This window comes from Pseudomonas sp. P135 (assembly GCF_020312125.1).
Lineage (GTDB): Bacteria > Pseudomonadota > Gammaproteobacteria > Pseudomonadales > Pseudomonadaceae > Aquipseudomonas > Aquipseudomonas fragariae.
The window spans coordinates 397325-419983 of record NZ_JAGPYR010000001.1 but is presented as its reverse complement, the minus strand read 5'-3'; the positions used below and the strand labels follow the sequence as shown (position 1 = coordinate 419983).

Annotated in this window: 22 protein-coding genes, 1 tRNA gene and 2 pseudogenes; 23 read left to right on the top strand and 2 right to left on the bottom strand. The window is 55.3% G+C overall.

Annotated elements, in window-relative coordinates:
• Window positions 1-833 precede the first annotated feature (833 nt).
• Window positions 834-1265: an HIT domain-containing protein gene (locus tag KBY08_RS01820; RefSeq protein WP_111522025.1), complete on the top strand. Its 432-nt coding sequence runs from the start codon at window positions 834-836 to the stop codon at window positions 1263-1265.
• On the top strand, window positions 1262-1468 hold the full coding sequence (locus tag KBY08_RS01815) for a SlyX family protein (protein ID WP_003364741.1): 207 nt from the start codon (window positions 1262-1264) through the stop codon (window positions 1466-1468). The genes KBY08_RS01820 and KBY08_RS01815 overlap by 4 nt, the downstream gene beginning before the upstream one ends.
• A gap of 64 nt (window positions 1469-1532) precedes the next feature.
• On the opposite strand, the gene KBY08_RS26470 is transcribed toward KBY08_RS01815, so the two are convergent.
• A complete protein-coding gene (locus tag KBY08_RS26470) occupies window positions 1533-2141 on the bottom strand; it encodes a cold-shock protein (protein WP_004406145.1) in 609 nt (202 codons plus the stop codon).
• Between the two features lie 458 nt (window positions 2142-2599).
• On the opposite strand from KBY08_RS26470, the gene KBY08_RS01805 reads away from it, so the two are divergent.
• From KBY08_RS01805 to KBY08_RS01725, 17 genes are all read left to right on the top strand, one after another.
• A complete protein-coding gene (locus tag KBY08_RS01805; RefSeq protein ID WP_003314356.1) occupies window positions 2600-3073 on the top strand; it encodes a Dps family protein in 474 nt (157 codons plus the stop codon).
• Window positions 3074-3414: 341 nt separating this feature from the next.
• On the top strand, window positions 3415-3759 hold the full coding sequence (locus tag KBY08_RS01800; RefSeq protein ID WP_004406139.1) for a ribbon-helix-helix domain-containing protein: 345 nt from the start codon (window positions 3415-3417) through the stop codon (window positions 3757-3759).
• A 292-nt stretch (window positions 3760-4051) separates the two neighbouring features.
• A complete protein-coding gene (gene aspS / locus KBY08_RS01795; RefSeq protein WP_002554661.1) occupies window positions 4052-5827 on the top strand; it encodes an aspartate--tRNA ligase in 1776 nt (591 codons plus the stop codon).
• 117 nt (window positions 5828-5944) lie between these two features.
• A complete protein-coding gene (locus tag KBY08_RS01790) occupies window positions 5945-6691 on the top strand; it encodes a YebC/PmpR family DNA-binding transcriptional regulator (RefSeq protein WP_003339485.1) in 747 nt (248 codons plus the stop codon).
• A 130-nt stretch (window positions 6692-6821) separates the two neighbouring features.
• Window positions 6822-7346 (top strand): crossover junction endodeoxyribonuclease RuvC, encoded by a 525-nt coding sequence (gene ruvC, locus KBY08_RS01785; RefSeq protein ID WP_011266999.1) that lies wholly within the window; start codon window positions 6822-6824, stop codon window positions 7344-7346.
• A gap of 85 nt (window positions 7347-7431) precedes the next feature.
• The gene (gene ruvA, locus KBY08_RS01780) at window positions 7432-8040 is read left to right on the top strand and encodes a Holliday junction branch migration protein RuvA (protein ID WP_004406125.1); all 609 of its coding nucleotides are present in this window, start codon (window positions 7432-7434) and stop codon (window positions 8038-8040) included.
• Entirely contained in the window at window positions 8041-9102 is a 1062-nt protein-coding gene (gene ruvB / locus KBY08_RS01775) for a Holliday junction branch migration DNA helicase RuvB (RefSeq protein WP_003409396.1), read from the top strand.
• Between the two features lie 134 nt (window positions 9103-9236).
• Complete coding sequence (gene ybgC, locus KBY08_RS01770; protein WP_004406122.1) at window positions 9237-9704, top strand: tol-pal system-associated acyl-CoA thioesterase; 468 nt, start codon at window positions 9237-9239, stop codon at window positions 9702-9704.
• Entirely contained in the window at window positions 9694-10389 is a 696-nt protein-coding gene (tolQ, locus tag KBY08_RS01765; protein WP_002554655.1) for a protein TolQ, read from the top strand. Before ybgC ends, tolQ begins: the two co-directional genes overlap by 11 nt.
• Before the next feature lie 14 nt (window positions 10390-10403).
• Entirely contained in the window at window positions 10404-10868 is a 465-nt protein-coding gene (gene tolR / locus KBY08_RS01760; RefSeq protein WP_002554654.1) for a protein TolR, read from the top strand.
• Window positions 10868-11938, top strand: a complete 1071-nt coding sequence (tolA, locus tag KBY08_RS01755) for a cell envelope integrity protein TolA (protein ID WP_004406115.1) — start codon at window positions 10868-10870, stop codon at window positions 11936-11938. The genes tolR and tolA overlap by 1 nt, the downstream gene beginning before the upstream one ends.
• 47 nt (window positions 11939-11985) lie before the next feature.
• Entirely contained in the window at window positions 11986-13236 is a 1251-nt protein-coding gene (gene tolB / locus KBY08_RS01750; RefSeq protein WP_218961292.1) for a Tol-Pal system beta propeller repeat protein TolB, read from the top strand.
• Between the two features lie 52 nt (window positions 13237-13288).
• Window positions 13289-13792 (top strand): peptidoglycan-associated lipoprotein Pal, encoded by a 504-nt coding sequence (gene pal / locus KBY08_RS01745; protein WP_003314369.1) that lies wholly within the window; start codon window positions 13289-13291, stop codon window positions 13790-13792.
• A 6-nt stretch (window positions 13793-13798) separates the two neighbouring features.
• The gene (ybgF, locus tag KBY08_RS01740) at window positions 13799-14617 is read left to right on the top strand and encodes a tol-pal system protein YbgF (protein WP_057449775.1); all 819 of its coding nucleotides are present in this window, start codon (window positions 13799-13801) and stop codon (window positions 14615-14617) included.
• Between the two features lie 170 nt (window positions 14618-14787).
• Complete coding sequence (gene queE / locus KBY08_RS01735; RefSeq protein WP_004406110.1) at window positions 14788-15435, top strand: 7-carboxy-7-deazaguanine synthase QueE; 648 nt, start codon at window positions 14788-14790, stop codon at window positions 15433-15435.
• A 1-nt stretch (window position 15436) separates the two neighbouring features.
• A complete protein-coding gene (gene queC / locus KBY08_RS01730) occupies window positions 15437-16126 on the top strand; it encodes a 7-cyano-7-deazaguanine synthase QueC (protein ID WP_003390955.1) in 690 nt (229 codons plus the stop codon).
• Window positions 16127-16189: 63 nt separating this feature from the next.
• A tRNA-Lys gene (locus KBY08_RS01725) sits at window positions 16190-16265 on the top strand.
• A 199-nt stretch (window positions 16266-16464) separates the two neighbouring features.
• Here KBY08_RS01725 and KBY08_RS01720 read toward each other — a convergent pair.
• A pseudogene (locus tag KBY08_RS01720) lies at window positions 16465-16578 on the bottom strand (site-specific integrase); the annotation flags it as partial.
• Between the two features lie 6 nt (window positions 16579-16584).
• On the opposite strand from KBY08_RS01720, the pseudogene KBY08_RS01715 reads away from it, so the two are divergent.
• The 4 genes and pseudogenes from KBY08_RS01715 to KBY08_RS01700 all read left to right on the top strand — a co-directional run.
• A pseudogene (locus tag KBY08_RS01715) lies at window positions 16585-16917 on the top strand (DUF4113 domain-containing protein); the annotation flags it as partial.
• Between the two features lie 960 nt (window positions 16918-17877).
• Complete coding sequence (iaaM, locus tag KBY08_RS01710; protein WP_011267081.1) at window positions 17878-19551, top strand: tryptophan 2-monooxygenase; 1674 nt, start codon at window positions 17878-17880, stop codon at window positions 19549-19551.
• Window positions 19552-19587: 36 nt separating this feature from the next.
• The gene (locus KBY08_RS01705) at window positions 19588-20928 is read left to right on the top strand and encodes an amidase family protein (protein WP_004406102.1); all 1341 of its coding nucleotides are present in this window, start codon (window positions 19588-19590) and stop codon (window positions 20926-20928) included.
• A 78-nt stretch (window positions 20929-21006) separates the two neighbouring features.
• On the top strand, window positions 21007-22374 hold the full coding sequence (locus tag KBY08_RS01700; protein WP_024639926.1) for a carboxyl transferase domain-containing protein: 1368 nt from the start codon (window positions 21007-21009) through the stop codon (window positions 22372-22374).
• Window positions 22375-22659 lie beyond the last annotated feature (285 nt).

Here is a 22659-nt window from a genome sequence, read left to right as displayed (position 1 = left end):
AGAAGATTTGTCTGCCGTCCCACCTGTTTTTTTATCTGGGCGGCTCTTTCTATTTTTGTCGGCGGAATCTATATCACGCTGACTTGGGTTGCTATAGCTACAGCCTTATCCTTTCAGAATCTTTACGACGCGCAGCCGAGCTAGCCTGTAGTGGCATTCTGCACCTTGTCTGATTGATCAAAGTGCGGTCCGTCACAGCGTCCCTCAGGGTCGCAAGCCTTGTTTCCCTTGATTCTGCCACCCCTGTTTTCCGCCAGGGGTGCCTTGATCATATGGGTGATAAAGCAACAAGCGTGCACAAAGTTTCCGAAAATGAAAAAATTTTGTGAAAAATCAGAATCAGGATCGCATTTTTGCTCTATCTACATGTTTTTGTTAGCCATTTTTATTTTTTAAAAATACCTGTGGCTTTTCCTCGCCAAGGATGAACGCTGCCCTGATTCTCCAAAACGTTACCGGTATCGGCTCACGTTGAGTAGAAAACGAATCCGCTTTGTTGCTGTCGCAACAGCAGTGTGTGATTTTGGTGCAGTCCTTATCGGATTCGCCTGAACCTGGAGCATTGCTCTGGTGGCGGTCATGGTGAGGCAGTGGATGTTTCATTTTCATGTACGTCAGGCAGGCAATTGTAAGGCACTGGTTCAACGTGTGGCTGTTTGCAGCGGGATCTGCCGTCATTCAGTGGCGTCAAATTGGTGCGGCGACCGTTGTGGTGGGTGCATTCTGGTGCATAGGTGAAGCCTCACGCGAAGCCTAGTATCCTGCCTGCCTATCGCAGCACCCTGCCACAGGCAGGGCAGGTGCATTTACCTGGCAGTCAGGAGCTTTTTATCGTGTTCGTTCTGGATTCCCGTCTTCAACAAGATACCCTGCCGATTGGCGACTTTCCGTTGTGCCGGTTACTGCTCTCCAACGACAGTCACTACCCATGGTTCATTCTGGTGCCGCGTCGGGCTGAGATCACTGAAGTCTTTCAGCTGAGCGCTGCAGATCAGGTGCAGTTGTGGCAGGAGACGACTGCACTGTCCAGGGTGCTGAACGAGCTCTTCGATGCGGATAAAATCAACGTTGCCGCCTTGGGGAACGTGGTGAGCCAGCTGCATATGCACGTCATCGTGCGCATGCGTGACGATGCCGCCTGGCCTGCGCCCGTGTGGGGCAAGCAGGCTGCCATCGCTTATACTGACGAACAGTTCTCGGCAATCCGCCAGCAACTGAAGCCGGTACTGACAAATGATTTCCGATTTGAGGAGGAGCAATCATGAGCCTTGAAGAGCGAGTCATGGAGCTTGAAAGCCGTATGGCCTTTCAGGACGATACGATCCAGGCGCTCAATGACGTGCTGGTAAAGCAGCGGCGCGAGCTTGATCATCTGCAACTGCAGATGGCGGCGATGCTCAAGCGTCAGGAGGAAATGGGCAGTCAGTTCGAGACCTTCGAGGAAGATGCGCCGCCACCTCACTATTGATCGGCTGCCATAAAAAAACCGCGACTTCCGTCAGGAGGTCGCGGTTTTTTGTTGCTTGAAACAATCAGCGGCGGGGCAGGGCTGCAATGACATCTTCGGCCTGCAGGCCTTTGTCGCGGTTCATCACGGAAAATTCGACGCGTTGCCCCTCGACCAGTACGCGATGACCCTCACCGCGAATGGCACGAAAATGCACAAAAATATCGTCGCCGGAATCCCGGGAGATGAAGCCGAAGCCCTTGGAGGTGTTGAACCACTTTACGGTGCCAGTATCACGATTCCCCATGTCGTGGCTTTGCGGCGCGGACGAGGGCGTGTAAGACCTGTAAAAGCTGACGCCCAGGTGCAAGGCGACGGCTGCGATGGCGACAGCCAGGCTCACCAGAATGGCGGGTTGACCTGCGATGCCGGGTAGAGGAACAAGCAAGGTTAGCGTTTGTACGATTACCGCAATGACAAGCAGTGCACTGACCAGATTTTGCAGATTATGACGCGGGCCTCGATTCCAGTAAGGAATGACCGGAGCGAGTATCAGGTTAAGCAGCCCTAGAAAAGCCAGGCAGATCGCGTCAGGATTTTGCAGGTAGAGAGATGCCGCTTCACTACGCAGGCTAGGTATGAAAGAAAGCAACAGGGCTGCTGCTCCCGTTACCAGATGGACGATTTTCAACATTTTAAAAAGCTCACATGCAAGAAGGATTACAAGAAATAGCTGGTAACGTCCGGTACGCTTCTGAACAAGATGAGGCGTGATGCACGAACGCTGGGCCAGCCTATGTGCCAGCGCTGAATGACAACTCGTTGGCGACACGCCGTGTATTTAACAGCAAAGCCTGATCCTACTCAAATCAGCAATCGATAATGGTGCCGGTGCCTGTCCGTCCCTGGCATCACGTTGTCCTTTAGTACCTCTGCACATGCTGAAACAGAGCGCTCTGGCGGATTTTGCTGATTATTCTTCAATTTTCTGCTCCTGGCAGCCCGCTGCGAACACGCAGGAATCGCCGTGGCATTGGCGTGAGTCGCTGCCAGCAGCCAGCGTCGTACCAACGGAAAGCTGCGCCATTCGGGTTCTCTTGATAGAGTAGCGGTCTTTACTGCTTTTCAATCCTCACCAAAAGGGCATGAAACATGGCAATCGATATCGGTATCAGTGAAGAGGATCGCAAATCGATCGTGGACGGTCTGTCGCATCTGCTGTCGGATACTTATGTGCTTTACCTCAAGACTCACAACTTTCACTGGAATGTCAGCGGGCCGATGTTTCGCACGCTGCATTTGATGTTTGAAGAACAGTATAACGAACTGGCACTGGCGGTTGATTCCATCGCCGAGCGTATTCGTGCTCTGGGCTTTCCGGCACCGGGTACTTATTCGACGTATGCGCGCCTGTCTTCCATCAAGGAAGAAGAAGGCGTACCAAGTGCTGAAGATATGATCAAAAGTCTGGTGCAGGGTCAAGAGGCTGTTGTCCGTACTGCTCGTAGTATCTTTCCTCTTCTTGACAAGGTGAGTGACGAGCCGACAGCTGATCTGCTGACGCAACGCATGCAGGTGCATGAGAAAACGGCCTGGATGTTGCGCTCGATGCTCGAGTCGAAGTAACGGCCAGGGACGAGTGGCTTCAAGTGCCACCCGTCCCGCTCCTGAACTGTTGATCCCCCGCCGTATCTGGTACTTCCTGTACCTGCCTTCATTGCGCAATCGCTCCGGCAATTCAAGGCCCTGCAGTCGCGCGTTGTGCTGCAGTTCTCCTCGCTTTTATTGGCGGCTCCTTCAAGGTTAATAACGCTATTCCGCTGTTTCCTGTAGCCATCTCCTACAGTGACAAAGTGTAGGGGCTTCTGGCTATAAAATCGTCAATCATGTTTTATACATCGGGACATTTATTTGTTTTTGAATATTTCTTTTGGTGTTTAAAACTCAATGATTCGAAGGTGACGGTTATGATGTTACGAAGTGCTGAGCGAGAGCTTAAGTTGCTGCATCGGGAGGTGGAAATACGCCATGACCCTTTTGTCGAGGATTTCAATATGACGCTGGCGCAACCACACTCCAAATCCGTTCGGCTTAACGGTCTGGCTACGTGCCTGCGTCTGGAGAACGTGTACTGGAACATTCTTTCAGGTATCGCCAGTTCCAATGAGTGCTCTGTCAATGCGGTACTGTCCTACATTGATCGGGAGGTTCACTTGCGGTACGGGGGCGTAAAGAATTTCAGTGGTTTGATTCGTGTTGTCTGTGTGGCGCATCTTTTGAAGGGCGACTGCCTGGAAAATTCCCACGTTTAGCATAGCTTTATCCTCATTCCTGTGGGCCCGCTCAGGTGTGCCTGCGCTTTCCCCCGCAGCGCGAGTGAACGGCTCGGCTGCGCGGGGTGGTCACGAACTTATCCGGTCGTTAATAGGTTCGTCCGGCTGCACGGTGCCAATTAACTCTATATAATCCTCCGTCTTGCTAGCGGGCGTGACTCTGCGTGGGTCAGGGCTGGCTTTGGCCTTGTGCCGGTGCCTTGTACCTCTGAGCGCAAGCCAGGAGCGAAATCGCCACCGAATTCGAATTACGAGAAGTGAAAACACCATCATGATGCGCAGCCATTATTGCGGCCAACTGAACGAGAGTCTGGAAGGCCAGGAAATTACCCTTTGCGGATGGGTCCACCGTCGTCGTGACCACGGGGGCGTTATCTTCCTCGATATCCGCGACCGTGAAGGCATGGCTCAAGTCGTGTTCGACCCTGATCGGGCCGACAGTTTCGCTGCCGCTGATCGCGTGCGCAGCGAGTACGTGGTCAAGGTCGTGGGCAAGGTTCGTGCTCGTCCGGCAGGTGCCGTGAATGCGAACATGGCGTCAGGCGCCATCGAGGTTCTGGGTTACGAGCTCGAGGTGTTGAACGAGTCCGAAACGCCGCCGTTCCCTCTGAATGAGTATTCCGACGTCGGCGAGGAAACACGCCTGCGCTATCGCTTCATCGACCTGCGCCGTCCGGAAATGGCCGAGAAGCTGCGTCTGCGTTCGCGTATCACTACCAGTATCCGTCGCTATCTGGATGACAACGGCTTCCTCGACGTCGAGACGCCGATCCTGACCCGCGCCACACCAGAAGGCGCTCGCGACTATCTGGTTCCAAGCCGCACACACCCGGGCAGCTTCTTCGCCCTGCCGCAATCGCCTCAGCTGTTCAAGCAACTGCTGATGGTCGCCGGCTTCGATCGTTACTACCAGATCGCCAAGTGCTTCCGCGACGAGGACCTGCGTGCCGACCGTCAGCCGGAATTCACCCAGATCGACATCGAAACCAGCTTCCTCAATGAAGAGGACATCATCGGTCTGACCGAGAAGATGGTTCGTCAGTTGTTCAAGGAAGTCCTGGACCTGGAGTTCGGTGATTTCCCGCACATGACCTTTGAAGAGGCCATGCGCCGCTACGGTTCCGACAAACCGGACCTGCGCAACCCGCTGGAACTGGTGGATGTTGCCGATCAGCTCACCGGCGTGGAATTCAAGGTGTTCAGCGGCCCGGCCAACGACCCCAAGGGGCGCGTTGCCGCACTGCGTGTACCGGGCGCCGCCAGCATGGCGCGCAGCCAGATCGACGACTACACCAAGTTCGTCAGCATCTATGGTGCCAAGGGGCTGGCCTACATCAAGGTCAACGAGCGCGCGAAGGGGCCGGAAGGCTTGCAGTCGCCGATCGTCAAGTTCATCCCGGAAGACAACCTGAACGTCATCCTCGATCGCGTTGGTGCGGTTGATGGCGACATCGTCTTCTTCGGTGCGGACAAGTTCAAGATCGTCAGCGAGGCCCTTGGCGCGCTGCGCATCAAGATCGGTAATGACCTCAAGCTGCACACTTGCGAGTGGGCACCGATGTGGGTCGTTGACTTCCCGATGTTCGAAGAAAACGACGACGGCAGCTTCACCGCCTTGCACCACCCCTTCACGGCACCCAAGTGCACGCCTGAAGAGCTGGAAGCCAACCCGGCGACCGCGCTGTCCCGTGCCTACGACATGGTGCTCAACGGCACCGAACTGGGCGGCGGTTCGATCCGTATCCATCGCAAGGAAATGCAACAGGCGGTCTTCCGTCTGCTGGGCATTGCCGAAGACGAGCAGCAGGAGAAGTTCGGCTTCCTGCTCGATGCCTTGAAATATGGTGCGCCACCGCACGGTGGTCTGGCTTTCGGTCTGGACCGTCTGGTAATGCTGATGACCGGCGCGCAATCGATTCGTGAAGTGATCGCGTTCCCGAAAACCCAGAGCGCGGCTGATGTCATGACCCAGGCGCCTGGCGTTGTCGATGCCAAAGCGTTGCGCGAGCTGCACATCCGTCTGCGCGAGCAGCCAAAGGCCGAGTGATGCCGGGCAGGGCGTATCAATGATGCGCCCTGCATTTACCCCTTATTGAGTGAAGCTTTTTGCCCGTCTGTTCAGGGCGAAAGGTGAAGGTGTTTCAAAAAGAATCTGGAGCGAAAAATGGCAGGTCATTCTAAGTGGGCGAACATCAAGCACCGCAAAGAGCGTCAGGATGCCAAAAAAGGCAAGATTTTCACCAAGTGGATCCGTGAGCTGACCGTTGCTGCGCGTCAGGGCGGTGGTGATCCCGGTTCCAACCCGCGTCTGCGTCTGGCGCTGGACAAGGCGCTTGGTGCGAACATGACCCGTGACACCATTGATCGTGCGGTGGCGCGAGGGGTAGGGGCCTCCGACGGTGATGATGTCGAGGAGCTGGGTTACGAGGGCTACGGTCCGGGCGGCGTGGCGATCATGGTCGAAACCATGACCGACAACCGCAACCGTACCGCGGCGGCTGTGCGCCATGCATTCACCAAATGCGGCGGCAATCTCGGCACCGACGGCTCTGTTGCCTACCTGTTCGATCGCAAGGGGCAGATCTCCTTCGCTGCCGGGGTCGATGAGGATTCGCTGATCGAGGCTGCCATGGAGGCTGATGCTGACGATGTCGTGACCAACGAAGACGGCTCGATCGATGTGTTCACATCGTTCTCCGGGTTTTATGCGGTGCGTAACGCATTGGAGGCTGCGGGTTTCAAGGCTGCAGACGCAGAGATTGTCATGCTGCCGACCACCAGTGCCGTGCTTGATCTGGAAACCGCTGAAAAGGTACTCAAGCTGATTGATATGCTCGAAGACCTGGATGACGTGCAGAACGTGTATTCAAATGCGGAGATCCCGGACGAAGTGATGGAGCAACTGGGCTGATCGCTTGCAGGTAACACCAGGTCGGAAGCCGGGGGAACGAAGCTGTGAGCAACGCGCAGCTATCGGCCCCCGGCTTCTGCCTTTATGCTGCACCTATTGTTTTGCGTGACTTCCTCAAGCTGCAGGCGTTATGACTCTTATTCTTGGTATCGATCCCGGTTCGCGAATCACCGGCTATGGCGTGGTACGCGACACCGGGCGCGGCTGTGTCTATGTCGCGTCGGGCTGCATCCGCACCGGCAGCGGCGAGCTGCATGAGCGTTTGCAGATCGTTTATCGCGGTGTGCGGGAAGTCATCAAGACCTACGAACCAGTGACGATGGGCATCGAAAAGGTTTTCATGGCGCGTAACGCCGATTCGGCATTGAAGCTGGGGCAGGCCAGGGGCGCAGCCATCGTGGCGGGTGCCGAAGAGGCGCTGGAAATTGCAGAATACACCGCAACCCAGGTCAAGCAGGCAGTTGCAGGAACCGGCGGTGCCAATAAGGAACAGGTGATGATGATGGTCATGCACCTGCTCAAGCTGACCCAGAAGCCGCAAATCGATGCGTCCGATGCCCTTGCCATCGCCCTGTGCCACGCGCATACGCGTTCCAGTCTGATTCCTCACGGCTTGGGCACTGCGCGCAGTCGCGGCGGCCGCTTGCGGCTCTAGAGGCATTATATGTCCGCTTATTTTCTATGATGACGGTGTTCAACTTCTTCGCGCGAGCGACAGGCAACACGAAAGGATCTGAAACGTGATTGGACGTTTACGCGGCTCTCTCGCCGAAAAGCAGCCTCCGCATCTGGTGCTGGATGTCAACGGTGTCGGCTATGAGGTGGAAGTGCCGATGACCACCCTGTACCGGCTGCCGCATGTTGGCGAGACGGTGACTTTGCACACCCACCTGGTGGTCCGCGAGGACGCGCACCTTTTGTACGGCTTCTACGAAAAACGCGAGCGCGAACTGTTTCGTGAGCTGATCCGGCTCAATGGCGTCGGCCCCAAGCTGGCACTGGCGCTGATGTCCGGTCTGGAAGTCGATGAGCTGGTACGTTGCGTACAGGCGCAGGACACGTCGGCGCTGACGCGTATCCCCGGTGTGGGCAAGAAGACTGCCGAGCGGCTGCTGGTCGAGCTCAAGGATCGTTTCAAGGCCTGGGAGGCCTTGCCAGGCACCTTTACGCTGGTTTCCAATGGTCCCAATCAGGCTGAGCCTGTGGCATCGGCAGAGTCCGATGCGGTCAGCGCACTGATTTCGCTGGGCTACAAACCTCAGGAGGCGAGCAAGGCTGTCTCCGCCATCAAGGAAAAAGATTTGAGCAGTGCGGATCTGATTCGCCGTGCGTTGAAGGGGATGGGTTAAGTGATAGACGCCGACCGTCTGATAACTGCCACTGGTGGCCGTGATCGTGATGAACAGATGGACCGCGCGATTCGGCCACTGAGCCTTGCGGATTACATCGGCCAGCCGACCGTACGCGAGCAGATGGAGTTGTTCATCCAGGCTGCCCGTGGTCGCAGCGAAGCGCTGGATCACACGCTGATCTTCGGTCCGCCCGGTCTGGGCAAGACCACGCTCGCCAACATCATCGCTCAGGAAATGGGCGTGTCGATCAAGAGTACGTCCGGCCCGGTCCTCGAGCGGCCCGGCGATCTGGCAGCGATCCTGACCAACCTTGAACCCAATGACGTGCTGTTCATCGACGAGATCCATCGTCTGTCGCCGATCGTCGAGGAAGTGCTGTACCCGGCAATGGAAGACTTCCAGCTCGACATCATGATCGGTGAAGGCCCGGCAGCGCGCTCGATCAAGCTTGATCTGCCGCCGTTCACGCTGGTCGGTGCGACCACTCGAGCCGGCATGCTGACCAATCCGCTGCGCGACCGCTTCGGCATCGTGCAGCGACTCGAGTTTTACAACATCGCCGATCTTTCCACGATCGTGTCGCGCTCGGCAGGCATTCTGGGGTTGGTCATCGAGCCGCAAGGCGCTTTCGAGATCGCCAGGCGCGCCCGTGGCACGCCGCGTATCGCCAACCGCCTGTTGCGTCGGGTGCGGGATTTTGCCGAAGTTCGTGGCAACGGGCAGATCACCCGGCAGACAGCCGACAAGGCCCTAAACCTGCTGGACGTCGACGAGCACGGCTTCGATCATCAGGACCGGCGTTTGCTGCTGACCATGATCGAGAAGTTCGACGGTGGTCCGGTGGGCGTGGACAGCCTGGCGGCGGCCATCAGCGAAGAGCGTCATACGATCGAAGACGTACTCGAGCCCTATTTGATCCAGCAAGGCTATATCATGCGCACACCTCGGGGGCGTGTGGTGACCCGGCATGCGTATCTGCATTTCGGCCTGAATATCCCGTCGAGGATGGGCGAGATACCGGTACCGGACGATTTCGGCGACGAGCCCGTGGATTTATAGCAATGGCTTGCAATTTATTTGCGGTCTCTGTGGTCACATTGCCAGTCCTGCCGCCGATACCAGTAACTAAGTGGCAAATCGTTGAAAAACAGTTGCCTGACCCGATTGGCAACCTGAGGAGTAAGCTCTAGAGTATGCGCGCGCAAAACGGGGTTCAGTCGTTCGCACATCGCTGTCGCGTTTATTACGAGGACACCGATGCCGGCGGCATCGTCTACTACGTCAATTATCTGAAATTCATGGAGCGGGCTCGTACCGAGCGGCTACGGGAATTGGGCTTTGCCCAATCCGAACTGGCGCAGGAAAACCTTTTATTTGTCGTGCACTCCAGTGAGGCTCGTTATCACCAGCCGGCGCGGCTGGATGACGAGTTGCTCGTCAGTGCAGAAGTAACCGAATTGAATCGCGTCAGCCTGCGCTTTAAACAGCAGATCAGGCGGGCGTCGGATGCAACGCTGCTCTGTGAAGGGCAGTTCCTGGTGGCGTGCGTGCGCGCCGATAGTTTTAAACCCCGGGCCATTCCCGAAGCTCTGCGAGCGGCCTTCGCCGACCAGAGCGGCGCGGGCATACATTCAGAGCAGGAGATAAAGCGTGGAAGCTAACGTCGTCGACCATTCCTCCATGTGGAGTTTGGTCAGCAATGCCAGCATTGTTGTTCAGTTGGTAATGCTGATTCTGGTAGCTGCTTCGGTCACTTCGTGGATCGTGATTTTTCAGCGCAGCAACATGCTGCGCGCAGGTCGACGTGCGCTGGACAGCTTTGAAGAGCGTTTCTGGTCGGGTATCGATCTGTCCAAGCTGTACCGTCAGGCGGGCAGCAACCCCGATCCGGATTCGGGCGTCGAGCAGATCTTCCGTGCCGGTTTCAAGGAGTTCTCGCGTCTGCGTCAGCAGTCCGGCGTCGATCCTGATGCGGTCATGGAAGGTGTGGCGCGCGCCATGCGTGTTGCCATCTCCCGCGAGGAAGAGAAACTCGAAGCCGGTCTGCCGTATCTGGCGACCGTGGGCTCTACCAGTCCTTATGTCGGTCTGTTCGGTACTGTCTGGGGGATCATGAACTCCTTCCGCGGTCTGGCGACTGCACAGCAGGCAACACTGGCTACCGTGGCACCGGGTATTGCCGAAGCATTGATTGCAACGGCCATCGGCCTGTTTGCAGCCATTCCGGCCGTTATTGCCTACAACCGTTTCGCCGCGCGCAGTGAGACCTTGATCAGCCGTTACTACACGTTTGCTGACGAGTTCCAGGCCATCCTGCACCGTAAAGTGCACACCAGCGAAGAGTGAGCAGGTAATTCCCCATGGCTTTAATCGCTCGAGATCGTCGCAGAAAACGCAAGCCGGTCGCCGAAATGAACGTAGTGCCCTACATCGACGTGATGCTGGTGTTGCTCGTGATTTTCATGGTGACGGCTCCCATGATCAACCAGGGCGTGAAAGTCGACTTGCCCAAGGTCTCCAGCGAGGCTTTGCCGCAAGACAACAACAATCAGGTCCTGACCATTTCGATCAAGGCTGACAAGACCTATTACTGGAACCTTGGCAGCGAAGTCGATACCGACAAGCAGATGGACAAGGCAATGACCCTGCCACAGCTGACTGCCGCAGTGACCAAGATCGTCGCTGCCGGTCGTGACGCAGGCAAGCAGACGCAGGTTTTCATTCGTGGTGACAAGACCGTCGATTACGGCTCGGTCATGGGCACGATGGGCGGGCTGCAGAAGGCTGGGGTCGGGAATGTTGGCTTGATTACCGAGGCACCCTGATGCAGCCGATTCGAGAGCCGTCCGCCTCGGAAAGCTACTTCTGGCCCAGTGTCTGGGCCGTGGCATTGCATATTCTGATTTTCGGCATGCTGTTCGTCAGCTTTGCCATGACTCCGGATCTGCCCGAAGCCAAGCCTATCGTTCAGGCAACGCTCTATCAGCTCAAGTCCAAGAGCCAGGCCACTACCCAGACCAACCAGAAGATTGCCGGTGAGGCGAAGAAAACCGCTGCGCGACAAACAGAAGTCGAACAGCTGGAGCAGAAAAAGATCGAGCAGCAAAAACAGGAAGCTGTAAAAGCTGCGGAACAAAAGAAAGAAGAGTCTGCTCAAAAAGCCGAAGAGCAGAAAGCAGCCGACGAAGCCAAAAAGGCCGAACAGAAAGCAGAAGAGGCCAAAAAGGCTGACGATGCCAAGAAAGCCGATGAAGCCAAGAAGGTTGCCGACGCCAAAAAGCTTGAAGAGAAGCAGCTGGCTGATATAGCCAAGAAGAAGGCCGAAGACGAGGCGAAGAAAAAAGCCGAAGAAGACGCCAAGAAAGCTGCTGCCGAGGAAGCCAAGAAACAGGCTGCTGATGAGGCCAAGAAAAAGGCCGCAGAAGACGCCAAGAAAAAGGCTGCCGAGGACGCGAAGAAAAAAGCCGCTGCCGATTCCGCCAAGAAGGCGCAGGAAGCAGCCCGTAAATCCGCTGAAGACAAGAAGGCGCAGGCACTGGCCGATTTGCTGTCCGATAAACCGGAGCGGCAACAGGCTTTGGCTGACGAGCGGGGCGATGAAACGGCTGGCAGTTTCGATGACCTGATTCGTGTAAGGGCTTCGGAAGGCTGGAGTCGTCCACCATCGGCACGTAACAACATGTCGGTAACGTTGCAGATCGGGATGTTGCCGGACGGTACGATTGCTTCTGTATCGATTGCCAAATCCAGTGGTGACGGACCGTTTGACAGCTCTGCGGTTGCTGCGGTGAAGAACATTGGACGTTTGACAGAAATGCAGGGTCTGAAGCCGGCTGACTTCGCGCCCTATCGTTCATTCAAGATGACATTCACACCTGGAGATCTAGCCTTGTGATCAACCTTTTTCGAGGACTGCTGGTCGTTCTCTGTTTCGCATCCGCAATGGTGTCGGCAGAAGAAAAGAACATTCTGGTCACCAGCGGCAGTGACCGCGCAGCGCCAATCGCTGTTGTGCCTTTCGGATGGCAGGGCGGTAGCGTTCTGCCTGAAGACATGGCCGAAATCATAAGCAACGATCTGCGCAACTCCGGTTACTACGCGCCGATCCCGAAGCAGAACATGATCAGCTTGCCGACCCAGGCCAGCGAAGTCATCTTCCGTGACTGGAAAGCGCTGGGTGCCCAGTACGTCATGGTCGGCAACATCACGCCTGCCGGCGGACGTCTGCAGATCCAGTACGCGCTGTTCAACGTGGCCACCGAGCAGCAGGTGCTGACCGGTAACGTGTCGGGTACCAATGATCAGTTGCGCGACATGGCGCACTACATTGCCGACCAGTCGTTCGAGAAGCTCACCGGTATCAAGGGTGCGTTTTCCACTCGTATGCTTTACGTGACGGCCGAACGCTTCTCGGAAAACAACACGCGTTACACCTTGCAGCGTTCGGATTACGACGGTGCTCGTGCAGTAACCCTGTTGCAATCCCGTGAGCCAATCCTGTCGCCGCGTTTTGCGCCGGACGGCAAACGTATTGCCTATGTCTCGTTCGAACAGAAGCGTCCACGCATCTTCGTTCAGCACATCGACACCGGTCGTCGCGAACAGATTACCAACTTCGAAGGCCTGAACGGCGCGCCTGCATGGTCGCCGGATGGCAGCAAGCTGGCATTCGTACTGTCCAAGGACGGCAACCCGGAGATCTATGTAATCAATCTGGCGTCGCGTCAATTGAGCCGCGTGACCAACGATTCTTCGATTGATACTGAACCTTTCTTCGGCAAGGACGGGTCTACGCTATACTTCACGTCGGACCGTGGCGGCAAGCCACAGATCTACAAGACCAATATCAATGGCGGCGGTGCCGAACGCGTGACGTTCGTGGGTAACTACAACGCCAACCCGAAATTGTCAGCCGATGAAAAGACGCTGGTAATGATTCACCGGCAGGACGGCTTCACTAATTTCAAGGTGGCAGTGCAGGATTTGGCCCGCGGTAGCGTAAAAATCCTCACAGATAGCAACCTTGATGAGTCGCCTACTGTTGCGCCCAACGGCACCATGGTAATCTACGCCACCCGCCAGCAGGGCCGGGGAGTCTTGATGCTCGTGTCCATTAACGGACGCGTAAGGCTCCCGCTTCCTACCGCTCAAGGCGAAGTCAGAGAACCTTCCTGGTCCCCTTACCTGAACTGACGCGGCGCTACACGATTTGCTTAACACACTGGGGTTCATTAGGAGTTTCAAGATGGAAATGCTGAAGTTTGGTAAATTTGCTGCGCTGGCTCTGGCCATGGCTGTAGCTGTAGGTTGCTCGTCCAAAGGCGGCGACAATGCCGGTGCAGGCGGTGCTGCTGTTGATCCTAACGCTGGTTACGGCGCCAACTCGGGTGCTGTTGACGGCTCCCTGAGCGAAGAAGCTGCTCTGCGCGCAATCACCACCTTCTACTTCGAATACGACAGTTCGGACCTGAAGCCAGAAGCCATGCGCTCCCTGGACGTGCACGCCAAAGACCTGAAAGCTAACGGCGCTCGCGTTGTTCTGGAAGGCAACACCGACGAACGTGGTACTCGCGAGTACAACATGGCACTGGGCGAGCGTCGTGCGAAAGCCGTTCAGCGCTACCTGGTACTGCAAGGTGTTTCCCCAGCCCAGCTGGAACTGGTTTCCTACGGCGAAGAGCGTCCAGTTGCTACCGGCAACGACGAGCAGTCCTGGGCTCAGAACCGTCGCGTCGAACTGCGTAAGTAATTTGACATGCGAACGTGCCGACGTGCTCTAACCGTTTTGGCCCTCGCCCTTCCGCTTTCAGCGTTGGGTGCGGCACCTGTGGTCGATAACAATTCTGGCTCTGGCAGCAGCAGTTATCCGCCAGCGGGTTATGGCACGTCCGGCGCCTATGCCGGGGGAGGGGTTACGGCCCCTGCCTCGGCACAAGGTCAGCTGTTCATGCAGCTGCAGCAGATGCAGGACGAAATCGCGCGTTTGCGCGGTGTTGTCGAGGTCCAGCAAAATGACATCCAGCGCATGAAGCAGGAAGCTCTGGAGCGTTATCAGGAACTCGATCAACGTATAGCCAGTGGCTCAGCCGCTCCGGCTACCAATAATTCCCAACCTGCTGGTGGCGCTATCGACGCCGGCGGGACGCCTTCGGCCCCCGCGGCTCAGCAGGCACCGGCAGCAGGCACCGAGCCTCCTGATCCGGCGAAGGAAAAGCTTTATTACGAAGCCGCCTTCGATTTGATCAAGGCAAAGGATTTCGACAAGGCCAGCCAGGCCTTCACCGCTTTCCTGCGCAAATACCCAAACAGTTCGTATGCGGGCAATGCCCAATACTGGCTGGGTGAAGTCAATCTGGCCAAAGGCGACCTTCAGGGCGCCGGTCAGGCGTTCGCCAAAGTCAGTCAACAGTATCCGAAGCATGCCAAGGTGCCTGATTCGCTGTACAAGCTGGCTGATGTCGAACGCCGTCTGGGTCATACCGACAAGGTGAAAGGCATATTGCAGCAGGTCGTTGCCCAGTATCCTGGCACTTCAGCTGCACAATTGGCGCAGCGAGATCTGCAGCGCCTTTGATGTGTTGACCCGCTGATCAAGAAAGCCGCGCTAGTCGCGGCTTTTTTCGTTAGAATCTCGCACCCGAAATTCCGGTACACCTTACGCTTTTCTGGATTCCGCGATTGCGAGTCCCTTGAAGTGCCTGACGGAGGCGGACGGCCTGTTTAGCTGTTACGCCCGTGGCTGATATGCAAGACACATTACGCATCACCGAAATCTTTCACTCGTTGCAGGGTGAAACCCGTACGGCTGGCCTGCCCACCGTATTTGTCCGCCTTACCGGCTGCCCGTTGCGCTGCCAGTACTGCGACAGTGCCTACGCGTTCAGCGGCGGCACTATTCAGACGCTGGACGACATCCTTGGACAAGTGGCTTCCTATCGCCCTCGTTATGTCTGCGTCACCGGTGGCGAACCGCTCGCCCAGCCCAATGCCATTGCGTTGCTGAGGCGTCTTTGCGACGCGGGCTATGAAGTATCGCTGGAGACCAGTGGTGCTTTGGACATCTCGGCGGTGGATCCTCGTGTCAGTCGCGTCGTAGACCTCAAGACCCCAGGGTCAAAAGAAGTCTCGCGTAACCGCTACGAGAACATGGAGCTGCTGACGGCGAACGATCAGGTCAAATTCGTGATCTGCTCGCGTGAGGATTATGACTGGGCGGTTTCCAAGCTGATCCAGTACGGTCTTGATCGTCGTGCGGGCGAAGTCCTGTTCTCGGCCAGTCACCACGAGCTCAAGGGCCGTGATCTGGCGGACTGGATCGTGGCCGACAACCTGCCGGTACGCCTGCAGATGCAGTTGCATAAAATTCTTTGGGATGACGAGCCGGGGCGCTGATATGAGTGAATTGACCAAGACTGAAAAAAGAGCCGTGATCCTCCTGTCTGGCGGCCTGGACTCTGCGACCGTCGTAGCCATGGCTCGCGCCGAGGGTTACGTCTGTTACACGATGAGCTTCGATTACGGCCAGCGTCATCGCGCCGAGCTGGATGCCGCTGCGCGGGTTGCCGGTGATCTCGGCGCCGTGGAGCACAAGGTCATCGGCCTGAACCTCAACGGTATTGGTGGCTCGGCATTGACCGACAGCTCCATTGCCGTGCCTGAGTCGCCTTCTGAAGGCATTCCGGTCACCTACGTACCGGCGCGCAACACCGTCTTCCTGTCGCTCGCCCTGGGCTGGGCAGAGGTCCTTGGCGCGAGGGATATCTTCATTGGCGTCAATGCCGTGGATTACTCGGGTTATCCGGATTGCCGTCCCGAGTTTGTCGAGTCATTCGAGCGCATGGCCAATCTGGCGACCAAGGCCGGTGTGGAAGGGCAGGGCTTCACGATCAGGGCGCCGCTGCAGAATCTGAGCAAGTCGGACATCGTCAAGGCAGGCACTGCATTGGGGGTCGATTACTCGCTGACGGTTTCCTGCTACCAGGCTGACGACCAGGGCCGTGCCTGTGGCAAATGCGACAGCTGCCGCTTGCGCGCCGAGGGCTTTACCGCTGCCGGTATCGCAGACCCGACTCGCTATTTTTAAAGTTTTTCAAAAAAGGTGTTGAATTACTCATAAAAATCAGTAATATACGCGCCACACAACAGAGGGTCGTTAGCTCAGTTGGTAGAGCAGTTGGCTTTTAACCAATTGGTCGTAGGTTCGAATCCCACACGACCCACCATTTCGAAAATCTGGAAGGCCCATGAAAATGCGGATTTCCAGGTTTTTTTTTGCGTTGCGGATTGTCATGGTTGAATGGCGGTTCTGGGCTTCCGTCATGGGGCTGATGCGACGATCTGTAAGGCAGCTGGCAGGTCTTTCGAGGCTGAAGGCAGTAAGCACCGATTGAGTGTGATGTGCACCCAGACAAGCAGCCGTCTGAACTCCCGATGGGTTTTTTCGGTTTCGCCCCTAACCCCGATTATTCTCTGGCTCGGATCTACGTTCTCATACCTCAAGCAGAGCAATGCGTTAAGTATTATGCCCGTGTAGTAGGAGGTTACCCCACTAACGACGTGCGCTTGATGACCAGGGCGGCGAACGAGGTAGTGAATCGTTTGTTTCGACCGGAGTTCAAGTACAGCAAGGCAGAGGTACTGTTGCTGGATCTGCGACAGCCTGGCGAGTTTACGGATGACATGTTCGCAGCTTCGCAACTGGCGTCTGCGGAGAGGATGATGGGAGGCCTGGACGAGATCAGTACACGCTGGGGCAGAGGGGCTTTACGAACCGGGAGTGTTCCTTTCAATCCGGGATGGGCTATGCGCCGCGAGCTGATGAGTGAGAGTTATACAATCAGGCTCGATCAGTTGTGGGAGGTGAAAAGTCTGTAAGAGCTCTGTAAGGATCAAGGCGCGGATGCACTTGGGTTACTAGAGTTACCACGCCTACTTCGTCAAAATCTTCGAATCGAGATTTAGATAGAGCAGTTTTTTGTAGACGCAAAGTGATACGTTTGCAGTCATTCGCTAGTGAAATTTTAGTATTTCTGATTGTCATCTAATAGCTCCATTGAACTGACATCGTACATCCATCACTAAGCCAGCTGTCTAATTGATATCACCAGTTCGCTTCGGTGGTGAGAAGGAAAAGCTGTCTTCATATAATAAAGCTTGACTCGTCGCTTTTGAGAGGATAATTTTTATTCAAGTCTGATGTTGGATCCGAGCGATGCAGATTTTTAGCTCTGACGATTAGGCCGTTTCGCGATAGCATGATTGATGCCGTTGTATTTTAATGTAAGCTAAAGCCATGTTGACTGCCTTTTTCTGTTGGGGCATATACTTCTTTTGCAGGCGGAAAGTTGGCAGTGCTATGGGTCTTTAAACCCTCCGACGTAGGCTTTCGCTCAGCTCGGCTGATCGTACCGCGAACTCGGCGGCAAAGGTATTAGTATTATTTATGGAAATAGGTGCATTGCTGATTGCGATGCGAGCTCGGCAGTTGGCGGGGCGGGGGCGCCAGCCTTAGAAAGCCTCATTCCCCACAGCCTTATATAGAGATTGGACGCTCGGTATATGATTATGTTGCTCCGCTTTAAGGCGGCTCATCTTTGATGTCTGCAGGGGCGTTAAGGAATTCGGTCAGGTCGAAAAAAGTCGGTATACGCAAGCCAATGCGTGGTCGACCAGCGGTCGTTAATGCTTACTAATCTTAGCGGACTAATAGGGTTTGAAGGGATTGGTTTAGGAATTTTGGATGTTGACGACTGCTGTGCACAGCTGCCGTTTCAGCTTTAGTTTAAAAAAACGTAACCGGGCAGCACGTCAGGTTGAAGAGGATAGCGTCACGTTATGGATGACCATTTTAATTCACCCAGTATTGATATTTTGTACGACTACGGTCCCTTTCTGAAAAAATGTGAGATGACGGGAGGCATAGGCAGCTATTCATCCGGAACGCCCACCCCTCGGGTAGCGATAGTCGGTGCCGGCATCAGTGGGCTGGTCGCTGCAACTGAATTATTACGTGCGGGAGTCAAGGACGTTGTTTTATATGAGTCGCGTGATCGAATCGGGGGGCGGGTATGGTCTCAAGTGTTCGATCAGACTCGTCCACGTTACATTGCAGAAATGGGTGCGATGCGCTTTCCTCCCAGCGCAACTGGCCTTTTCCACTACCTGAAAAAGTTTGGTATTTCAACGTCGACCACCTTTCCGGATCCAGGTGTGGTGGACACGGAGCTGCATTACCGTGGTAAACGCTATTACTGGCCAGCGGGCAAAAAGCCGCCCGCATTATTCAGGCGAGTTTATGAGGGGTGGCAGTCTTTATTGCGCGATGGTTACCTCCTTGAAGGCGGTTCTTTAGTTGCCCCGCTGGACATTGCCTCCATGCTCAAGTCGGGTTGTTTGGAAGAGGCAGCGATCGCATGGCAAGGATGGCTCAATGTATTCCGAGATTGTTCATTCTACAACGCGATTGTCTGTATTTTTACCGGCCCCCACCCGCCAGGCGGTGACCAATGGGCTCGCCCTGAAGACTTTGAGCTGTTCGGCTCGCTTGGCATAGGCTCGGGTGGTTTTCTGCCAGTCTTTCAGGCTGGCTTCACGGAAATACTCCGGATGGTCATCAATGGATACCAAAGTGATCAGCGACTGATTCCGGACGGGATATCCAGTCTGGCCACGAGACTCGCTGATCAGGCATTTGACGGCAAAACGTTAAGGGAGCGCATTTGTTTTAGTCGGGTAGGCCGCATTTCCAGAGACTCTGAAAAAATCATCATCCAGACAACAGCAGGAGAACAGGGCTTATTTGATCGAGTGATTGTCACTAGCAGTAATCGAGCCATGCAAATGATTCATTGCCTCACGGACAGCGAGCGCTTCCTGAGTCGTGACGTCGCTCGTGCTGTCCGCGAAACCCACCTGACCGGATCATCGAAGCTTTTCATTCTCACCCGTACCAAATTCTGGATAAAAAACAAACTTCCGACCACCATCCAGTCGGACGGCTTGGTGCGCGGCGTCTATTGTCTGGATTATCAGCCCGATGAACCTGATGGTCACGGAGTTGTTCTGCTCAGTTACACGTGGGAAGACGACGCTCAAAAAATGCTGGCGATGTCTGACAAAAAGACACGTTGTCAGGTACTGGTTAATGACCTCGCTGCGATGCATCCGACGTTCGCCAGTTATCTCCTGCCTGTTGAGGGGGATTATGAGCGGTATGTATTGCACCATGACTGGCTCACCGATCCCCATTCTGCGGGCGCTTTCAAACTCAATTACCCCGGCGAGGATGTTTACTCGCATCGATTGTTCTTTCAACCGATGACAGCGAACAGTCCCGATAAAGACACGGGGCTCTATCTGGCTGGCTGCAGTTGCTCTTTTGCCGGAGGGTGGATCGAAGGTGCTGTCCAGACAGCATTGAACAGTGCCTGTGCCGTGCTGCGCAGCACCGGAGGGCAGGTGTCAGAAGGCAACCCGCTTGACTGTATTAACGCCTCCTATCGCTATTAGCAGTCCTGAGAGAAGCGCTTATACAGGGAGAAGAGTATGCGCGAAATGATCACACTTGAATCGCTGTGCCGGGCATTGGCCGATGAACAGATTGCCGCTGAAGAGCTGCGCGGGCGGGCGCTCGACACTGAGGCCCGCTTGACCCTTTTGAACTGTTTCATACGCGAGGGCGATGCGGTCAGCCAGTTTGGCGAGGCTGATCAAGCAAGGAAGGGTACTTCACTCTGGGGCGTGCCAGTTTCCTTCAAGGATAATATCTGTGTTCGCGGTCTGCCGTTGACGGCCGGGACGCGAGGGATGTCCGGTTTCATAGCTGATCAGGATGCTGCGATTGTCAGTCAACTCAAAGCCCTCGGGGCTGTGGTTGCTGGCAAGAACAATATGCACGAACTTAGTTTCGGGGTGACATCCATCAATCCTCATTGGGGAGCCGTGGGAAACCCCGTTGCCCCCGGGTATTGTGCCGGGGGCAGTAGTGGTGGAAGTGCCGCCGCAGTGGCAAGTGGAATCGTTCCGCTGTCGGTGGGGACCGATACGGGGGGCTCGATAAGAATACCGGCGGCTTTTTGCGGCATTACGGGCTTCAGACCCACTACTGGACGCTTGTCAACGGCAGGCATTATCCCTGTTTCTCATACAAAGGATTGCGTTGGGTTACTGACACGAACAGCAGGCGACGCCGAATTTGTGTATGGGCTGTTGTCAGGCAAGCAGCAGTCTTTTCCTCTGAACAGGACGGGTCCCTGTCGAATCGGCCTACCGGTCTCCATGTGGTCTGATCTGGATGGCGAGGTGGAGAGGGCATGCATTAATGCACTCAGCCTGCTGCGCAAGACAGGGTTCGAGTTTGTTGAAATTGATGATGCCGATATTGTGGAACTGAACCAGACACTCACGTTCACCGTTCCGCTTTACGAATTCTTTGCCGACTTTGCTCAGTCATTGCTCTCCTTGGGCTGGAAGCACGGTATCCATCATATTTTTGCGCAGGTTGATGATGCCAACGTAAAAGGCATCATCAATCACCATCTTGGAGAGGGCGCTATAAAACCGGCTCACTATTTGAGTTCACTGCAAAATGGCGAGCTGTTGAAAAGAAAAATGGATGAGCTATTTGCTCGTCATCATATCAAGCTCCTGGGGTATCCCACGGTACCTTGCCGGGTACCTCATCTGGATCATGCTGACCGACCAGAGTTTTTCAGTCAGGCCATTCGCAATACCGACCTGGCCAGCAACGCGATGCTCCCCTCTATAACGATTCCCGTCGGGCCGGAAGGGCGGTTGCCGGTCGGCTTGAGCTTTGACGCGCCCAGAGCGCGAGATGCTTTTTTACTGAGCAACGTGAGTCTTATAGAGAAAGTATTAAAGGGTTGAGGTTTCAGTTGCCGACGCTTGTTGACGGGGTGTCGCGGTGTCGGCGTTTATCTACGCAAACCGACGTCAGGAGTTTCGATGAGCGTTTCCGAAAGACGCGTCTCTAGGTTGTTTGATCCAGGTAGTTTCAAGGAGGACCTCGAGGGCCAGAACACCCATTTCATCTGCGGGGCAGGAACGATCCACTCAATCAAGACCTATGTTGCGATGAGTCGCGGTCGTGACTGCGAGTTTCAAAGCAGTCGGCAATGGAGTACGGCTCAGCAAATTATAAAAACGGTAGGTTTGGCACGAGCTGCTGAAGCCCCGCTTATCTATATTCAAGATAAAATCGGGGATAATAATGATACTGAAGGCTTTGATACAGCCAGGGTTTTTTCTTCAGATATGTCAAGTTTGCTTCTTTCCCCGTCCGGGATGGGCAGCGTCAGCGCATCGCTGGCAGAGTTGGCAAAACTCAATTTGCTGATGTCCGTGATTTTAGGGCCGACATCAGGGCCTTTGGCGTTACCTGTGATGCTCGCCGATCTGGTGCTGATGACTCGTCGAGGAGCTCTGTGCATGGGACGACCTGACATGGTCAAGGCGATGCTCGCTCAACAGACCGATCTTTATTCCCTCGGCGGGTCCGATATCCACAGTACCGCGTCTGGGTCCGTGCACTTGGTTTTTGACGACGAGGCTGATCTGTTCGCCGATCTGAGAAAACTGCTCTTATATCTGATTGCTGGAAAAAGCTCGACGTACGGTGAGTTTTCAACCCCGCTTGAAGTGGATTTCAGCCGCCTGCTGCCCCCGTCTCATAATATTCCTTTTGATGTGCAGCATCTGGTACGTTCATTTGTCGATAGCGACAGCCTGATCGAAATCGGTGCCTCTCATGCGCCTGAGGTTTTAGTCGGGCTGGCCAGCCTGCAAGGGCAGGTTTTTGCCGTGGTTGCCAACAACTCCGCGCATGGCGGCGGCGTCATCTACAAAAGGACCGCCCGTAAAATGATTCATGTCATTGACCTGGCTGGGAAAATGAGCTTGCCCATTTTGTTTATCGCAGATATTCCTGGGATCATGATTGGGGAAGAGGCTGAACGCGATGGGATTTTTGCCGCTGTGGCAGATTTATTCAGAGCACATACCCGATGCAAGGTAAAAAAATTATTGTTGGTTGCTCGGAAGGCGTACACCGGTGGTGTTTATGCCATGAGCGGGCCAGGCTTTGAACCTGTCGCCGTGCTGGCCTATCCTGACGCCAATATAGGCGTTTTCAGTACCCTTACCATGGAAAAGATCATCAAGTCCTCAAGCATGACCGATGCGCAGAGAGCTGTGGTGTCCGCATTGGATGAAGAAATCAGATCGCCGTTATTGCTCAAAGACAAGGGCTTGATTACCGATGTCATCAGTGTGCGAGATACACGGCAGGCAGTGTTCAAGTATCTGTTTCATTAGGAGTGTTCAGCTCCGTACCTGACGGCGTCCCAGTGGTGGGCACCAGCAATTACTGCCCTGGGTTGCGTGCCCCTTCGCAATTGCAAAACTTGATGAGGGAATGACAGAAAACGTCTGGGTTGCCAAACAGATTGGACGGCCTGCGATCAAGGGCTTCAACACCGTGCTGGCTTATACCTTGGCAGAGCCAGGCTTTCCGAAGGGTTGCCCAGGACGCTTGGCAGCAGCTGTGGCAGGTAACGATCAAGGCAACGGCCTTCCTCATCTACCATGTATTCATCGGCG

Excerpts from the sequence above, each read along its gene's own strand:
- KBY08_RS01815 (WP_003364741.1), top strand. The coding sequence starts at position 1,262 with ATGAGCCTTGAAGAGCGAGTCATGGAGCTTGAAAGCCGTATGGCCTTT.
- KBY08_RS26470 (WP_004406145.1), bottom strand. The coding sequence starts at position 2,141 with ATGTTGAAAATCGTCCATCTGGTAACGGGAGCAGCAGCCCTGTTGCTT.
- KBY08_RS01805 (WP_003314356.1), top strand. The coding sequence starts at position 2,600 with ATGGCAATCGATATCGGTATCAGTGAAGAGGATCGCAAATCGATCGTG.
- KBY08_RS01800 (WP_004406139.1), top strand. The coding sequence starts at position 3,415 with ATGATGTTACGAAGTGCTGAGCGAGAGCTTAAGTTGCTGCATCGGGAG.
- aspS (WP_002554661.1), top strand. The coding sequence starts at position 4,052 with ATGATGCGCAGCCATTATTGCGGCCAACTGAACGAGAGTCTGGAAGGC.
- KBY08_RS01790 (WP_003339485.1), top strand. The coding sequence starts at position 5,945 with ATGGCAGGTCATTCTAAGTGGGCGAACATCAAGCACCGCAAAGAGCGT.
- ruvC (WP_011266999.1), top strand. The coding sequence starts at position 6,822 with ATGACTCTTATTCTTGGTATCGATCCCGGTTCGCGAATCACCGGCTAT.
- ybgC (WP_004406122.1), top strand. The coding sequence starts at position 9,237 with ATGCGCGCGCAAAACGGGGTTCAGTCGTTCGCACATCGCTGTCGCGTT.
- tolR (WP_002554654.1), top strand. The coding sequence starts at position 10,404 with ATGGCTTTAATCGCTCGAGATCGTCGCAGAAAACGCAAGCCGGTCGCC.
- tolA (WP_004406115.1), top strand. The coding sequence starts at position 10,868 with ATGCAGCCGATTCGAGAGCCGTCCGCCTCGGAAAGCTACTTCTGGCCC.
- tolB (WP_218961292.1), top strand. The coding sequence starts at position 11,986 with ATGGTGTCGGCAGAAGAAAAGAACATTCTGGTCACCAGCGGCAGTGAC.
- pal (WP_003314369.1), top strand. The coding sequence starts at position 13,289 with ATGGAAATGCTGAAGTTTGGTAAATTTGCTGCGCTGGCTCTGGCCATG.
- ybgF (WP_057449775.1), top strand. The coding sequence starts at position 13,799 with ATGCGAACGTGCCGACGTGCTCTAACCGTTTTGGCCCTCGCCCTTCCG.
- queE (WP_004406110.1), top strand. The coding sequence starts at position 14,788 with ATGCAAGACACATTACGCATCACCGAAATCTTTCACTCGTTGCAGGGT.
- queC (WP_003390955.1), top strand. The coding sequence starts at position 15,437 with ATGAGTGAATTGACCAAGACTGAAAAAAGAGCCGTGATCCTCCTGTCT.
- iaaM (WP_011267081.1), top strand. The coding sequence starts at position 17,878 with ATGGATGACCATTTTAATTCACCCAGTATTGATATTTTGTACGACTAC.
- KBY08_RS01705 (WP_004406102.1), top strand. The coding sequence starts at position 19,588 with ATGCGCGAAATGATCACACTTGAATCGCTGTGCCGGGCATTGGCCGAT.
- KBY08_RS01700 (WP_024639926.1), top strand. The coding sequence starts at position 21,007 with ATGAGCGTTTCCGAAAGACGCGTCTCTAGGTTGTTTGATCCAGGTAGT.